Source organism: Enterovibrio calviensis DSM 14347 (assembly GCF_000621165.1).
Taxonomy (GTDB): Bacteria; Pseudomonadota; Gammaproteobacteria; order Enterobacterales; family Vibrionaceae; genus Enterovibrio; species Enterovibrio calviensis.
On record NZ_KK211218.1, the window covers coordinates 489,038 to 504,769 of the forward strand.

Genomic DNA, 15,732 nt, shown 5'->3' on the forward strand with positions numbered 1-15,732 from the left:
GCCTACCCTGCCCAAGTACTGATCTTCTATTCACCAAAAGCAATGAAAACCACTTGAGTCAGGAATCACTCATGAAACGTTTCAAAGGACTGACCCTCATCGAAATGATTGTTTCTATTTCGGTTCTGGGCGCGATAACGGCCGTTGCTGTCCCCGTTTTTAGTAACCAATTTGACCAAGCACGCGCTGAGAAGCTCGAGCACGATATTTTGCAACTCGTCGACCTCACGGCGTCACGGTCGGTCCAACGATGGAAGCCGACTTACATCCATTTGATCAACATTCCCTCTGAAACGGCAACGACTGACAGTTCTTGGTGCATTGTCGCTTCCACATACAGCTCAGTGACGGAATGCTCAGATGCAGACGATACAGCGGCAGAAACAGCCAATGAAAAACGAATCGCCACAGTGTGGGGAGATCAACATCAGAACCTACAACTAAAGCGTCTTACCAGTCAGACAAAATTCATGTTCGACAACAACAGCTATTCACTGTTCCTCGACGATGATCGCCAATTTGATATTAGCTTTGTTGAAGCCCAGTCAGGCCGCAACACCTTTACCGCCAAGGTGATGCACTTCAAAGATTTTGAGTTTAAAGAAGTAGTACTTGAAGGGGATGGCAGCTAAAGCTCATTGGCGTTTCAGAGGTATGGACGCATCCTTATGTTGGTCATACCGCAAGCCTTAATGTACTCAGAAAGTGCGGTTTTCAACACCATGGTATCTTGAAAGATCACGCAGCGTTCCCAACGCTAGGAAGCGGTCAATTTGATTGTGCAGATATGCGTATTTGTTTAAAGACCCTGAAGTAGGCAGACAATCGTTAGGGTGTTTTAGTTCTAGGACACTCTCAATACTTTGCTCCACAATTAAATACCAATAATCAAACATTCACCATTCTCTTTTGAATCAAAATCATCACTTCGAAATAATCAATCCCGTCAATTACATGGTTAATGAGTCATTCTCCGTAAAGTAGCTTTCCAATTGAGCATCAGAACACACGATGGTTCAACATCTTTGGTCTGAATTAATTTCAAGGATGATACTCGTGAAAAAATTAGTCTGTATAAGTGCGCTGGTTGCTCTAATTTCAGCTTGTAGCGAAGAAGAGCTAACCCGAGACAAACAGTGGTATATGGAAAATCCAGAGCAAATGACGCTTAAAGTCGCTGAGTGTGATAACGACGCTAATCTAGCGACAAGTCAAAACTGCAAAAACGCTCTAAAAGCCAAGCAGAAACTATTGCTCAACAAGTGGAAGAATGGCTAAGGCCTTACCGTACGTGCATAGATTAATGAAATATTGCTGCATTTTTCAGTTCCAACCAAAAACGGTTTTTAACGAATTAATCATTCTATGATGACCTTAGTTAAGCGCCGTTTATGGTTAAATTGATTTCACTTTCTCCATCGGCGATAGTTAATGAAAAAATATATAGAACCAACGACCAATGAGTCTTTTGTTCGAGTTTTAGTTCCCTTCTCAGGCTTAGTTGCTTCACTCTATCTTGCCTACTCCGAACATTGGTTTTTGGCGCTAAACACGGTACTGATTAGCGGGTTGGTTTTCCATAAATGCAAACGCAATCTACTGCTAAGAAAGACCGAATACCCTTCTCATGATGGAAACTATCAGAACTGCAAAAGGGCCGCTGTCATACATGGTTGGAACACAGTCAGTGACATTGAGATGGTACGGTTAGAGTTTGAGACGGAAGCGTCTTTGGGAAGTTGGGGAGAATTGATCACTGTCCTTTTTACTCGATCTGGCATTTCAATCAACAGCCGTCCTTCACCATTAGCTCGCCCATCAATAACGTCTTTTGGAAGAAACAAAGAAAACGTCAATAAAGTGATGGCTATGCTCGAATCAAACTCGTAATCATCACACTCAACACCGTACCACTGGCACATCTCCCCAACGTGTTGTGTACTGCGGCGATAAAAACTCCCGTCGCATGCCCCACTTCGGAGCAACCCCCTGTGCGGCCAAAAATAGCGCACCAGAACCATAACGTTGATTCAATCCATCAAATGCCTGCATCAATGCCGGGTTCCCTGGCTGGGTGTTAAACAAATCGGGTTGAACATGTTTAGCATTCACCAAATCGAGCAGTCCGACACCTACCTTGTAATAACGTACACCCTCTTGGAACAACAATGGCACCATGGTCGCCACTGCTGACGTGATCACCGCAGTGTCATCAGCTGGAAATGCAAAGTGCTGCATCTGCTTAAAGCTTTTGGGCCTTTCATCAAACGGTGAATTTCCTGCAAATACCATTAATACTGAGCACAACGACCCTTGCGCACGTAACTTTGCCGCAGCGATTCCCGCGTGTTTGCACAGAGCTTGGCGTAACGATTCTTGGTCCGTGATCCGCTCACCCATTGAACGTGTCGAAAATATCTGTTTCTTATCGGCTCGGGCGACGTCCCACCCTTTGCAGACTTCGCCGTTCAACTCCCTAATGGTGCGTTCTATTTCAACGTTGAATTCCTTACGAGCAAGACCCGTTGGCATCCGCGATAGCTGCAGCGCCGTGTTTATCCCTTGGAGCTTTAACCTTGCAGCAATCTTACGACCTACGCCCCAAACATCTCCCACTTCCATGTGGGAAAGTACGTCTATGCGCTCGGCTTCTGAATCCAACACGCACACACCTTTGTAACCTTGTAACTTCTTCGCGGCATGATTAGCAACCTTGGCTAAGGTCAAGGTTCGTCCCATTCCAACCCCTACCGCCAATCGGCATTCTTTCCACACCGCTCGGCGTAACGCTTGCCCCTGCTCGCGCAAATCAGGCACCGCACTACAACGGTGAAATGACAAGAATGACTCATCAATGGAATAGACATGCTGCTCTGGCGCAAAGCGTCCGATCACCTGCATCATGCGATCTGACAAATCGCCATACAATTCATAGTTCGACGAGCACACAATCACGCCTGCTGCCTCACATCGCGCGCGGACTTGAAAGTAAGGTTTGAATTTCTCAATGCCCACCTCTTTCGCTTGGCGGTTCGCCGCAACTACGCAGCCATCATTATTAGAAAGTACGATGACGGGTTTGCCGCGCCAATCTGGCCTGAACACCTGTTCAGCACTGCAGTAGAAGGAATTAGCATCAACTAACGCGAACACAGAAGTGGACTCTGACGGTGACAACGGATAGAACGGATCACGACACCTTCAATGGTAAAGGTGTCATGTTTGGAGATAGCTACAGAGGAATACTTATCATTGGCCGAAAGCAAAAGACGACGCGGCACATCAAGCAGCTTACAGATGAATTCGCCGTTAAGGTTCGCCACAATCACGTCGCCATCTCTGGCAGTTACGTGACGATCAACAATCAAAATATCGCCGTCGAAAATCCCCACACCCTGCATGGAGTCGCCTGACGCTTTGCCGATAAACGTCGCGCTCGGATGCTCAACAAGCAGCTCATCCAAACTTAAAGGAAGTTGGCGGTAGTCGCCAGCTGGCGACTCAAAGCCCGTAATACCGGCACTAGCAAAAATAGGGATAATGTTCATAAATTATACTGTTTATATATACAGTATTCATTTTAGCTTTTTTCGTCTCACAAGCAAGATCCAGCTTTGCCGACAGCGGGAGATTTGAGCGATGCGTTTTGTCAGCTACAATAGAGGCTAAGAATGTGAGCATGATGATGGGGTGCCAGATCTTCATAAATCTGACCAAGTATTTCGCTGAATTTGGTGTCCATGAGTATACTCTGTTAACCTTTCCTACTGTTCAGGACTCCATTAACCAGAACCAACACGGTTTAAAAAGTGGGGTTATGGGCAGTGCTTGAACCCTGATAGACTCGCCACTCTTTTACTATGCGAACAATGCTGACACGCGTGCCATTTTCTTCTGTTTCTGCAACTGTCTTTACTAGCCAAAAAGCGATGGCTGATGGTATTGTTGGTGAACTAATAAAAAGCAAAATCATCAATCCATAGTCATATCCTGAGAGGGTAGACTTCTACCTTCTAGTGAAAATAACCCATAAAAACATTGGCTTGTCATACTAATAGCAAACCATGCGTCAAGAATATTGGAGGGTATTCAGTACTGCGTACATAGCTAATCGACCCGCGATTTCATAGCTACGACCTTCTGTCCAAAAGCTGCTTAGCCACTTACCCTTTTATTGTGCTCGCCACGCGAATTTAGCGTCAGTTATCTCTTAGATTCGATTTTTGCGCAGTATGTCAGCTATCTGTGACTGTGTCGTATTAATTTCTTTTGCTAGTCTAACTCACCGATATTTGAGTTAGAAAAAGGAAAGAGCGCTTGAAAAAGTATAACTACAGCCTGATGTGGCGGATCAGACATGTTACCGTCATATTAGTCGCGGGTGCAGTTCCTTTTACTCTCGCTGCTATAAAACTCGGCATTATTCCAATTCTTGAGGAACCGTCAGTAGTAATATACATATGGGCTTTACTAAGTCTAATTACAATACCACGTATTATTAAAGAAAGAACTTTGACGGATTCTATATTTATAGAAAAAGACCGCGTTAAGAACATTAGATGCAATGGGATTACCACTGAGTTTAGTATCAGTGATATATCAAAAGTAACTATCGTAGATACGTCTGAAAGCTTGAACGGTTTTAAAGAGAAAGAAATGATTGTTCAGCTCAAAAACAGTAGTGAAAAGATTGTCGTTCCTGTCAATATTCTTGGGTTTAACGATCTATATTACCATCTCACTAAGAATAAATAGCGTCACAAAAAACGCCGACAATCGTCGGCGCTTTTCAAATTCAGCAGTAAAACGGGATTACTTCGCGATATTGAAGAACGCGCCGTCTTTGCAGGTGAAGGTGTAATATTTCTCTCTTTCCATATACTTTTCAAAGCCTTTGCCTTCACAGTAGGTGGCATTAAGGTCTGTTGAAATGTTCAAACGTCCGTCAACGACGCGTTGATCTGGGTTTGGCATAGATTCCGCTGTTTCAATAGAAGAGCAGCCTGCCACTGAAGCGACAATGGCCGCCATCATCAATATCTTTTTCATTGTCATTCTCGCTTTATAAAACGTAACTTGAACCATCGACGCATGAGAGTTTCACTTCACCTTCTTGGCTTGAAATGAAATCTCGTATTCCCATGCTCGAACAATAGACTCTGTCCATCTCGACTATGTCATCCAGTGAAATGTCACCACGTATCACATAAGACGAACCGCTGTGACACATCACTCGGAGGCCATCCACCGTTTGTGAGAAGGCTTTTGCACTATCGCTATGGCAGAGTTTTATCGCCGCTTCAATACGCTCATCCACTGGATCTGGCGAGGTAGAACAGGCAGCAAGCGACAAGATAAACCCTAAGGATAAAATTGGCTTAAACATTAGGCAATTTCCATTTTTGCTTTTTTGATTGTTGTAACCACATGACGTCATTACAACATATTCAACACATTAGCACACCCCCACGTTGGGATGTAGCGCAACATATTAGACAAGCAGTTGAAGGTTTGACCTAAGTCTTTCTGGTGTCGAGGCAGCTGTCACGGGGGTGATTCCGTAGTCAACAATGGTTTTCAGTATGAGCGCAGACGGCGAGGCATGCTGTTCTTCCGCTTGTGCTTGGATGTTTTCAATCAACGCGCAGTTCAGCAAATTATCGTAGTTGTCTGGCAGTTCATCGGGGGATTGCTCGTAAGCACCGTCCAGCAATGGGCTATAGCCAATCACCTCTGGCTGGCGTTCTAACGCTTTAAGCATACCAAATAGATGCTCGTTCAAGATCACTTGGGGGCCAAAATCTGCAATCGCATTGGGTGTGATTAATGAATAGCGATACTGAGCATATGCAAAGGGGGTTAGCTGGTTTTCATTGATGATATTCACCAATTCAAGAAGGCGCGGCTCTCGGTAATTCGACACTCCCAATCGTTTTACAATCCCCTGCTCCACCAGCGACGACAGAGCCTTCCACGTATCAAGCAGTGGCGTTTCTAGGTCATCGACATGTGCATAGAGCACATCGATGTGGTCAGTATTGAGGCGAGTAAGGCTTTCTTCCACCGAGCGTTTGATATTGTCCGGAGACAAGCCATCAAGTTTATCGTAAGTAAACCCGTCGACAGAGCGAGCGCCGATTTTCGTCATGATTTCAACGCTATGGCGATCTTGCGTTTTCAACCACTCTCCTAGCACAGCCTCACTTTCACCACCCACCCCATCTGGGTGCCAACATGCATAGTTGTTGGCGGTATCCAAGCGGCTTCCGCCCATTTCTACAAATGCATTAAGCACTGCGAAGCTATCGTCTTGGCTGGTGTAAGTACCAAATCTTGCTGTACCTAAGATAATGGGAAACATGCAGAGGCTCCTCGCAAGCTGATTGTTCAGTTTCCACCTCACAATGTGTTGCGATATTGTTAAATGTCAATTTAACCATAGCCTTTGTCTGTATTTACAACAATCAACCACATAGCGATTAGATCCACATTCAAACCTAAAGTAGATAATTTCCCAAAAGTTGGAGCGATGTTGGCACACTAGATTGTTGGGAGGATTTGATCAGTAACCGGTGGCTTCCATGAATCCGACACCTGACGTAGAGCCTTCAACAAAAATTGGCCCTTCCCAGTAAGGAAACGCAAAAGGTAGCCAGTTGTTGGTATTTAACGGAGAGGTGCGCAATGAAATGTCTTCACTCGCGATGTCGATTTGCCATTCAGTGGGTAGATGGCGAGATGTTGGCATTTTTGAAAACGACAATGGCAACATGGCGATATCGTCGTGTGTCAGAATTCTCGTTTCACCGTTTGGTCGTGTCAGTGAACCGAATCGATAAGGCCCTTCATCTGACCTTACCTGCACCACCATCAGTTCACTACCGTTGTCGAGCTGCACGGAAAACCAATCCCATCCTCGTTGGTCTTTACTGAGTGCTTGCGTGCTCCATTCGCGATCCACCCAGCCTTTTCCACTCACTGCGATTTCTTTGCCTTCTAAGGTCAGTGTCCCTTCTAATGCGATGGCAGGAACGCTGAAGTAATAGGAGCCGACGTCTTTGCTGAGGTGTTTGCGGCTGTAGCCATGATCACCTTGAAGGATTTCAGGCTGAGTTTGTGTCATGGTCAAATTGACAACAAAGGCATCATCTTGCGCTTTCAGCGCCGCGGGAAAAGGCGCTTTGGTGTCGCTTTGCCATTGCCAGTTGTCTAACCATGCATGAAAAGGGGCACTTTCTACGCCTGCTTGGCCTATTCCGCCACGCGCAAAACGTTCCGCATAGAATGTGTTGTTTTCGGTAGTCACCACCGCGTGGGCCATGTACACCTGTTTGTTGTTCCAACCTGTGCCTTGGTCTGGTGATAGCGCACTGCGAAATAAAGTCCATTGCACGCCGTAAGCGTTTCCGTCTACATCATTGAGATTCGCGGTGACATACCACCACTCTTGTCGAAAATCGTCATGGCGACCGTAATCATCGGGAAATTGAATAGAGGCATCGCGAGTGACAGCGCTGAATCCTTCGGTGTCTTCCGCGACCAAGACGTCTACGGCCAACCTGTCCGGGTCGTCATTTCTCAGTAAGATCGAGCCAAACAGTGCAAGCGCCGACACGAAGATGGCCAAACTCCAACCAATAATGGTCAATATGAAAGGCTGGGGCTTTTCTTCGTTGCGCATTACTGAGCTTCCCGTAATGAAAGAATGGCGGAACGCTTAATCAAACGCCAAACAGGCCAGCAGCCGGCTGCCAACAGTGTGAGCAACGCGCCACCCAATGTCGTGACATAGCTAAATGGGAAATATGACACTGACATCGTCCAACCAAATGAATATTTGAGAACGATATTGATCAGCACTTCCGCGATGAGAAGGCCTAAAGGCAATGCAAAGAGTGCGGAGAACAAGCCAATGAGCATGAGTTGCCCGCCACCTAAGAAGGCCAATTCTCGGCCTGATATGCCCATATAACGCAATAGCGCGTATTGACGTTGTCTCGATAGCTCTGTCGCCAGTGTGGAGAAGAATAAGCCACAAATGGCAATGATCAGCGTTAACGTGCAGAGCGTGTCAGTCACGAGGAACGTTCGGTCAAAAATCCGCATGGCGCGAGCAAGAATGTCCCGCTGATTACTGATCTGCGTTTCCATCAAACCAAACTCTTTACGCATTTGGTCAACGAGCTGCTTTTCATCATCATCGTCGTTGAGAAGCGCGGCTACGCCCACTCGCCCTTCTCTTTCCATCCAAGGAACCAGCGATGAACGATCGGAGATCATGACCTGACTGTATGGGTTGCCGTAATCGAAGTAGATTCCCACGACTTTCCAACCCTCACCAAAGGGGCTAGGAAGCGTTATCGTATCGCCAGGATGAACGTCGAATTTTAATGCTAGCGATTCGCTAAGCAGCATACTCTTGCTCTGATGCAAATGGCTCCAGTAGTCTGGCATCGTCACTTTCAGCGCTAGGGCTTCACGCTCTTCTTTGCTAGTACCAAGGGTGAACACTTCCACCACACCTTGTGCCGTGTCGATCTCATGTCGCCACTGCAATAAGCTTTGTTTAACGCTGCTCTGATCTTCCAACCATGTTGATAACGGCTGGGCCATTTCTTTGTCAGGGCGTACATAAATGTCTGCGGCGAGACGTTGTTGCAACCACCCTTCGGTGGTGCTTCTGAAACTGCCGACCATGGTTTCCATGCCAATATTCGTGGCTATCGCCATCATAAAGGCCATGGCAGCAATGCCACGATAACTCAGGCTCGCCGAGGCATCTGACAAGAACCAGCGTAGCCGAGCGATTTTAATTTTGTCTGAGATGAAAACGAACGTCTTGCCCATGATGAAAGGAAGTAGCAATCCGCCACTGATCAAGATAAGCGCGATCAAGGTGAAGCCTTGAGCTTGGCTTTGTGGCGCACTATATACCGCCAAGGCGATCACAATGAAGACAGCAGCCACTATGGCTTGCCAACGAAATTCAGCGTGGGAGAAACGCACCAAAGACATGCGCTTAGAAAGACGTGCAGGCGGCGTGGTCAATAGTCGATAAAGAGGCCAACCCGAAGCCATCGCAAAACCACACACACCGAGCAGAAAGCTATAGAAACCCCACTCCCATTGCCAATTTAGGGTTAAGTCGACATTGGCTCCATAGAGGTCACTCAAGGTCGTCGCAACGGTTGGGATCAATTTCTGAGCCAAGATCAAGCCCACAACGTTGCCACTGACTAAACCAAGTAACAGCCAAACGAGCATTTCACCGGAAACAACAATCGCCAGTGATTTTCTCCCTACGCCAAGTTCTCGCATGATGCCAACCAATGGCTGACGTTGAGCCATCGACAGAGAAATAGCTTGATAGAAAATGAACAAGCCCACCACGAACGCCAATAAACCCATCGCAAATAGATTCAAGTGAAACGCGCGAGTCAGCGGCCCCAGTTGTGCGGTTTCGGTTCGTGACAGAGTGATCGTCGGAGGCAATGACGCGCGCAGATCGTCACGTTTCGCCTTGTCCATCTCGCCACAGTAGATCAGCGCAAGGCCTGAGTGGTCAGAGAGATGGCGTATGACTGATATATCCCCAAACAGGCGGGTGCCTGCGCCGATGCGACCACCATCGATCATTGTCAAAGGGCCAACTTCTTGTCCCCCTTTCAAGGTGAGTTTCTGCCCTTCCTGCCAACCAAAGTGATTAGCAAGTTCAGTACTCACCCAGAGCGTGCCGAAACTGTTATTCAAAGGGATGGCGTTGGCAAATGATGTAGGGTTAGCATTGTTAAACGCGAACATCGCAATGGTATCGACACCCATGATTTGAATGTCTTTCCCTGCTTGGGTTGATGTTCGGAGGAGATCAACGGGAACGCAGTGATCGTAACCCTCTTTCCTCAATGACACATAGAGGTCTTCATCAATGCGCTTTCCGCGCTCGCGGTGATGAAGAACATACGGGAAAGGGTTGCTAAAGAGACTCGCCCCTTTTGTATAGCTGTCTTGTGCATGTTGATTGATAGACATGACGCCTACCAATAATGCCACGCCCAGCGTTAAACCTAGCCATACGAGAAAGACTTGGAACGGGTGACGGCGATAGTGTCCAAAGAGTGCTTTAGCGACAGGTACGGACATTCAACACGCCCCCTTGCAGCGTAACACGGCTTCCCAAGTAATCTGCCACTTTTTCACTGTGCGTCACCACCAACAAAGCGCAATCGAGCGAGGTGGTCAATGTGGTAAGTAGTCTCATGACAGCGTCAGCATTACGCTCGTCCAGACTCCCAGTGGGTTCGTCAGCAAGCAAGATTTTGGGTTCCATATATAACGCACGAGCGATGGCGGCACGTTGTTGCTGTCCACCTGAAATCTCTTCAGGGTATCTCCCCAGCAAGGGCATAAGATCTAACGCGGAGATGATTTGTCGCCAAAGGCTGTCGTCTTCATGCAAGCCCTTTAACTGACGACAAAAACGAATATTGTCTGCGACGGTAAGCGTTGGCAGTAGGTTATATTGCTGAAACACCATGCCGATATAGTGTCGGCGGTAACGTGTACGTTCGCGCTCGGTAAGCTTGTGGATGGCGGTGTTATCAATCCACACTTCACCGGAATCAGGATTATCAAGGCCGCCGATAAGATTCAGTAGCGTGCTTTTTCCTGACCCGCTCTCTCCCATCAATGCCACTTGATCATGATTTGCTAAAGATAACTCCGCACCTTGCAAAACGGGGTGGAACTCACCGCCATCAAGATATCCTTTGCAAAGTCCATGTAGCTCTAACATTTAATCCCCTAACAGTTACCTTCTTATCGATACGAGAACGATCACGCAATCGATTGGTCAAGCAATTTACCCCAATATTGGGCGTCAAGAAAGCAATTTGCACCAAGTACTCATTTTGACAATTTATTGCGGACCGTCATTCAAGGTAAACCAATCGATCATCTCTGGTGCCTTGCTGTGCGCGCATACTTGCCAATAGCCCCCTTGGTGTCTCGTTTTCACGGCAGTTGCATGATATGGTCAGTTCTCTGACATTGTGCTGACAATACGATGTAAAAACGGAAGATGTTCACTTTTCCGTCGAAACAAGAAGACGCTGATTGCTCGCTTTTTAACCACTTAGACTCGAGGTAACATGCAGCCTGTCACTGGTAAAGTTCTCGTCGTTGGTGCAACGGGATACATTGGGCACCATTTAGTGTCTGCATTGCTCAAACCCCAACATAACGTTGTCGCCACGAGTCGCCGATTTTCTAGACTTCAAAATCAAGCCTGGTCTTCACACCCACAACTCGAAACACGACAAGTAGACCTTCACAATGGCGATGGCCTTTCACATGCATTAGACGGTGTCTCAACCATCTATTATCTTGCCCATGGCATGGCATCAGGATCTGATTTTTACCAGTACGAATTGGACATGGCGCACCATATGGCTAGCGCCCTGAGCAATAGCAACGTCGATCGCGTGATATATCTCGGCGCAACCCAACCTGAGGGAGTGTCATCAACGCACCTTGCAGCTCGTAAAGCCACCGGAAATATACTCAGAGATTCCGGTAAACAAATCATCGAAATCAGGGCGGGTATAGTGATCGGCTCTGGCTCAGCAGCCTTTGAAGTGATGCGAGATATCGTCTCTCACCTTCCGATTATCACCGCTCCCGCGACTATTCAGTCGCAATCACGCCCTATTGCCCTTGAAACCATGATTGGCTATCTCATGGCAGCCATGTCCATGCCGATGGAAGGCTCGGCAACGTTTGATGCGTCAGGGCCAGAGGTGATCAGTTATGAAGACCAAATGCGGCGTTTTGCCCGCATCATTGATAAACGTGTCGCGATATTCAAAGTGCCATTTTTGACACCAAAAATGGCAACACGCTGGTTGAGCATTGTGACGACCGTTCCTAAGCCCATTGCACAGTCTTTGATTCATGGCTTGGATTACGACTTACTGCCAACGGGGACGGACTTATCGACGCAGGTTTCGTTGCCACATATCAGCTTTGAACACGCTGTCGAATCAGCCTTAGCGAATGAAAGTGACGTGGTTAAGAATGATATCTGGGGATTTGATGCCGAAGCGCTAGCTCGTTGGCACAAAGGTTATGGCTATTACCCTAAACAAGCCGGTTTCAGCGTCAACACAGATGCTACCGCCCATGATCTTTGGCAAAAAATCCGCCATGTCGGCGGTGATGAAGGGTATTTTTTTGGTGATTCACTTTGGACGCTTCGCGCATATATGGATGCAGCGGTTGGTGGAAATGCGCTGAAGAAGCGACGCCCCGATCCAGAATCATTAAAAGCGGGTGATTACATCGATAGTTGGAAGGTGCTCCGCTGCGAAAAGAACCAACACCTTTCCCTGCTCTTTGGCATGAAAGCGCCAGGTTTAGGTCGGCTTGAGTTTACTATTGTCGATCATGGCGAGCATCGAACCTTGGATATTCGCGCATGGTGGCACCCTGCAGGTTTTCTTGGCTTACTGTATTGGTTTGCCATGATGCCAGCACATTTGTTTATCTTTCGCGGTATGGCTTTCTCATTGGCAAAAAAAAGCGGTGCCAAGGTTATTACGCCTTCACACCGCTGATTTTTCTAACTCATCACCAAACTATCGTTTGTCGTAACGATTAAGCCTTTAGGCTCTCTGGCAAAACCACCAAGCAATTGGCTTGGTTGCGTGGCCAGAATTTGTATTCGCCATGATATTTGATGATCGACTTGTAGTCAGTGACCTTGGTAGCCAGTAAACCCCTCGCCAAAAACGCCTCGATAAACCATGACTCTTTGCCTCGCACATAAACGCTAAGTGGCTTAACAAGCTCACCCGCTTCGTTGAAGCTTTTATCAAGATCAGCTTTGTTTGCCACGAAAGAACTCTGGCCATCAGAAATCACACGCATTTTGCGGCTAATTTCCTGATCGGTGTGCACCATCCAGTCATTCTCTTCAAGGTCAGTCAATAAGTCATCGAATTGGCTAAGCATGATCGGTGCGTGTTCATCCCCTTCAGGGAATTGATCATGGTACACAGCCGCGATGTGTTCCATCTGACCTTTGATGTTAGCGTTCTTACCCATGCTGCGGCCTTGTTGGACCCAAGAGGTCAGGTCTTTTACAACAATAGGGTCGAAGCGCTGTCGTTTCGCCGACTGCGCAACCCAACGGCAAAGAAACGAATCTTCACTCACTGGATTACTTTGTATTTTCCCCGCCGCTTTCGCGTCGTTAAGTTCGCTAAGCGCGGTATCCACCACGGATTTGATTTCTATTATGTAGCTCATGATCTTATTTTTTTGCTAAGCCCCAGTAAAACAGAGCAGATAGAATCGCACACGCAGCCATAGCCCCTGTCATAGGCCAAGCTGAGTGAACAGGAATGGCGGCGACTATACCACCAACAAGTGTACCGATGCCAAACCTCATTGTGCCCGCCAATGACGATGCCGTGCCCGCCAGTTCAGGGTATGTGCTCAAAACACATGCCATCGAGTTACTGCCCACAATCGAGATGGTGCCAACAAACAACATCACAGGGATCACGGTGCCCCACAATCCAAGGTTAAGCAACTGACTCACGATAAGTGCTACGCCGGCTACCAACTGAATCATCAAACCAATCTTCAGCATCTTTTCGCTACCAATACGGCGCACAAATTTACCGTTGAAAGACGTCATGACAATCAAGCACACCACGTTAAGGCCAAACAGATAACCAAAGTTCTCTGTGCTTACGCCGTAGTAATCGATGTAGACAAAGGAACCTGCCGTTAAGAAAGAGAACATGCCCGCGAAAGAAAAACCTGACGCAACGATGTACCCAACCGACTGTTTGTTACGCAATATTTTCAGGTAGTTACGTAGCGTAGAGCCAATTCTAAGCGGAGGACGGCCTTGAACGGGTAAGGTTTCAGGAATAAGTGTTACCACCAATACGATCACCAGCGCAGCAAATGCGGCCAACAACCAGAAGATCGAACGCCAGCCAAACCAAACCGCAAGGTAACCGCCAATCATTGGGGCTGCCAATGGAGCGACAGTCATCACCAAGGTGATGAACGACATGGTTCGCGCAAAATCTTCTTTGTCGAACATGTCACGCACTAGCGCTTGAATCACTACCGCCGCTGCGGCACCACAGAAACCCTGCGCTGCTCGGACATAGGTAAGCGTTTCAATGTCGTTTGCATTGGCACTCACAACTGCGCCAATCAAGAACAAGATGACGCCGACGATCAGAACCGGTCGGCGACCGTAGCTGTCAGAAATTGGCCCATGAATGAGCTGCCCGAGCGCAAAACCTGCGGTGTATGCAGCTAACGTTCGCTGCACCAAACCAGGCGCGACATCAAGCTCTCTCGCGATATCAGGCATTGCTGGTAGATACATATCTATAGCAAGTGGCGTCAACGCCGCTATCGCCCCGAGAACGAGGATCAAAAGAAATGTCAGCTCTTGAGCTGGCTGGTGTATCGCTTTCGTTGTCATGTATGCCTTAAGAAGAAAAGGTGAAGAAAAAAGAGGGACAGTTCAAAACTGTGTCTGGCTCACATAATAGCACTATGATTAATTCCCTTGAGGAAATAATGACTTTCTAGTTAGACACAAACAAAACCACCAGTAACTTACCGATAATTAAGAAGAAAATTTCATCATCACGATAAATTACATCTATCATGCTTCAGTCTTCAATCGCCCCGTCTGGTGACTGACTGGAAAGCGAATACAAAAAACGCTGCGAGAGCATATCGTCGCAGCGTTTTATGAAGAAAAGCCAAGAATCACCGCCACTGGCGGCAAGCTCTGGGCCTTAGGTTATGGCATGAAGAAGGCGATCTCTTCTTGTGTCAGAGAACGGTATTCACCAGGCTGAAGTGATTCATCAAGCACTAACTCGCCCACTGATTCGCGGTGCAGCCCAACCACTCTGTTTCCTACTGCGGCAAACATACGTTTCACTTGATGATATTTGCCTTCATGAATCGTCAGTAAGGCTTCTTTTTCAGCCAGAATTTCAAGCTGAGCAGGCAAAGTGTCAGATTTTTCGCCACGAAGCGCTACGCCGTCGGTGAACGCTTCCGCGGTATCATCAGAAATAGGATCGTCCAACCAAACGCGATAAGTTTTATCACACTTATGTTTAGGTGATGTCACTCGGTGAGACCATTGACCGTCATCAGTCAGCAGCAGCAAACCGGTTGTGTCGCAGTCTAGACGTCCAGCGATATGAAGCTTTTCAGCGCCGACTTCTTCTAGCAACACGAATACTGTAGGGTTATGACCGTCTTCATGTGAACACACGTAGCCTTCCGGCTTATTCATCATGATGTAACGTGGACCAGACAAACGCAGTGATGCTCCATCAAATTCTACATCCGCATTTTCTGCAATCTTTACTGAACCGCTCTTAACGATGTCGCCGTTAACCGTCACGCGTTTTTCTTTCAGCAATCGTGCTGCTTGAGTACGAGTAACGCCTACCGTTTCACAAAGAAATTTGTCTAGCCTGATCATTGTCTATTATCCGTGAAGCTCTCAAAGCGCGCATTATAGGAAGTTCACCATAAAGGTACAGTTAAAAACGCACATTCAATCTCATATTACGCGAATGAAATTGCACTCTTGCTCCGTCTGTCTATAACTAAGAGGTGGCGAACTTAACATATTCGTTACAGTCTAATCTTAGGATCTTCTTTTTATGTTTATACCCA

General features: G+C 47.1%; 16 protein-coding genes. 5 read left to right on the top strand and 11 right to left on the bottom strand.

What is annotated here, in order from left to right; all coding sequences use genetic code 11:
• Nucleotides 1-71: 71 nt before the first annotated feature.
• From Q365_RS0123410 to Q365_RS0123425, 3 genes are all read left to right on the top strand, one after another.
• Nucleotides 72-632 (top strand): type II secretion system protein, encoded by a 561-nt coding sequence (locus Q365_RS0123410; protein ID WP_028025643.1) that lies wholly within the window; start codon nt 72-74, stop codon nt 630-632.
• 424 nt (nt 633-1,056) lie between these two features.
• The gene (locus tag Q365_RS0123420; protein WP_028025645.1) at nt 1,057-1,278 is read left to right on the top strand and encodes an EexN family lipoprotein; all 222 of its coding nucleotides are present in this window, start codon (nt 1,057-1,059) and stop codon (nt 1,276-1,278) included.
• Between the two features lie 153 nt (nt 1,279-1,431).
• A complete protein-coding gene (locus tag Q365_RS0123425; protein ID WP_028025646.1) occupies nt 1,432-1,890 on the top strand; it encodes a hypothetical protein in 459 nt (152 codons plus the stop codon).
• Between the two features lie 9 nt (nt 1,891-1,899).
• Here the strand turns inward: Q365_RS0123425 and Q365_RS0123430 are convergent, their stop codons facing one another.
• Together Q365_RS0123430 and umuD are read right to left on the bottom strand one after the other, a co-directional pair.
• Nucleotides 1,900-3,153: a Y-family DNA polymerase gene (locus Q365_RS0123430; RefSeq protein ID WP_028025647.1), complete on the bottom strand. Its 1,254-nt coding sequence runs from the start codon at nt 3,151-3,153 to the stop codon at nt 1,900-1,902.
• Nucleotides 3,141-3,548, bottom strand: a complete 408-nt coding sequence (gene umuD / locus Q365_RS0123435) for a translesion error-prone DNA polymerase V autoproteolytic subunit (protein ID WP_028025648.1) — start codon at nt 3,546-3,548, stop codon at nt 3,141-3,143. The genes Q365_RS0123430 and umuD overlap by 13 nt, the downstream gene beginning before the upstream one ends.
• A 769-nt stretch (nt 3,549-4,317) precedes the next feature.
• Between umuD and Q365_RS0123450 the strand changes: the two genes are divergently transcribed.
• Nucleotides 4,318-4,755, top strand: a complete 438-nt coding sequence (locus tag Q365_RS0123450; protein WP_028025649.1) for a hypothetical protein — start codon at nt 4,318-4,320, stop codon at nt 4,753-4,755.
• Nucleotides 4,756-4,812: 57 nt separating this feature from the next.
• Here the strand turns inward: Q365_RS0123450 and Q365_RS0123455 are convergent, their stop codons facing one another.
• The 6 genes from Q365_RS0123455 to Q365_RS0123480 form a co-directional block, all read right to left on the bottom strand.
• Nucleotides 4,813-5,049 carry a putative periplasmic lipoprotein gene (locus tag Q365_RS0123455; RefSeq protein WP_028025650.1) on the bottom strand — a complete coding sequence of 79 codons (237 nt, stop codon included), beginning with the start codon at nt 5,047-5,049 and terminating at the stop codon, nt 4,813-4,815.
• A 13-nt stretch (nt 5,050-5,062) separates the two neighbouring features.
• Nucleotides 5,063-5,386, bottom strand: coding sequence for a hypothetical protein (locus Q365_RS0123460; protein WP_028025651.1), 324 nt, complete (start codon nt 5,384-5,386; stop codon nt 5,063-5,065).
• A gap of 105 nt (nt 5,387-5,491) precedes the next feature.
• A complete protein-coding gene (locus Q365_RS0123465) occupies nt 5,492-6,361 on the bottom strand; it encodes an aldo/keto reductase (protein WP_028025652.1) in 870 nt (289 codons plus the stop codon).
• 201 nt (nt 6,362-6,562) lie between these two features.
• Entirely contained in the window at nt 6,563-7,681 is a 1,119-nt protein-coding gene (locus Q365_RS0123470) for a lipocalin-like domain-containing protein (RefSeq protein WP_028025653.1), read from the bottom strand.
• Nucleotides 7,681-10,140 carry an ABC transporter permease gene (locus Q365_RS0123475; protein WP_028025654.1) on the bottom strand — a complete coding sequence of 820 codons (2,460 nt, stop codon included), beginning with the start codon at nt 10,138-10,140 and terminating at the stop codon, nt 7,681-7,683. Before Q365_RS0123475 ends, Q365_RS0123470 begins: the two co-directional genes overlap by 1 nt.
• The gene (locus Q365_RS0123480) at nt 10,121-10,792 is read right to left on the bottom strand and encodes an ABC transporter ATP-binding protein (RefSeq protein ID WP_028025655.1); all 672 of its coding nucleotides are present in this window, start codon (nt 10,790-10,792) and stop codon (nt 10,121-10,123) included. Before Q365_RS0123480 ends, Q365_RS0123475 begins: the two co-directional genes overlap by 20 nt.
• A 355-nt stretch (nt 10,793-11,147) precedes the next feature.
• Between Q365_RS0123480 and Q365_RS0123485 the strand changes: the two genes are divergently transcribed.
• Complete coding sequence (locus Q365_RS0123485; protein WP_028025656.1) at nt 11,148-12,611, top strand: DUF2867 domain-containing protein; 1,464 nt, start codon at nt 11,148-11,150, stop codon at nt 12,609-12,611.
• A 40-nt stretch (nt 12,612-12,651) separates the two neighbouring features.
• Here the strand turns inward: Q365_RS0123485 and Q365_RS0123490 are convergent, their stop codons facing one another.
• From Q365_RS0123490 to rsuA, 3 genes are all read right to left on the bottom strand, one after another.
• Nucleotides 12,652-13,305, bottom strand: a complete 654-nt coding sequence (locus Q365_RS0123490) for a DUF2913 family protein (RefSeq protein WP_028025657.1) — start codon at nt 13,303-13,305, stop codon at nt 12,652-12,654.
• Between the two features lie 4 nt (nt 13,306-13,309).
• Nucleotides 13,310-14,509 carry a Bcr/CflA family multidrug efflux MFS transporter gene (locus tag Q365_RS0123495; RefSeq protein WP_028025658.1) on the bottom strand — a complete coding sequence of 400 codons (1,200 nt, stop codon included), beginning with the start codon at nt 14,507-14,509 and terminating at the stop codon, nt 13,310-13,312.
• A gap of 327 nt (nt 14,510-14,836) precedes the next feature.
• Nucleotides 14,837-15,532, bottom strand: coding sequence for a 16S rRNA pseudouridine(516) synthase RsuA (rsuA, locus tag Q365_RS0123500; RefSeq protein ID WP_028025659.1), 696 nt, complete (start codon nt 15,530-15,532; stop codon nt 14,837-14,839).
• Nucleotides 15,533-15,732: the final 200 nt, after the last annotated feature.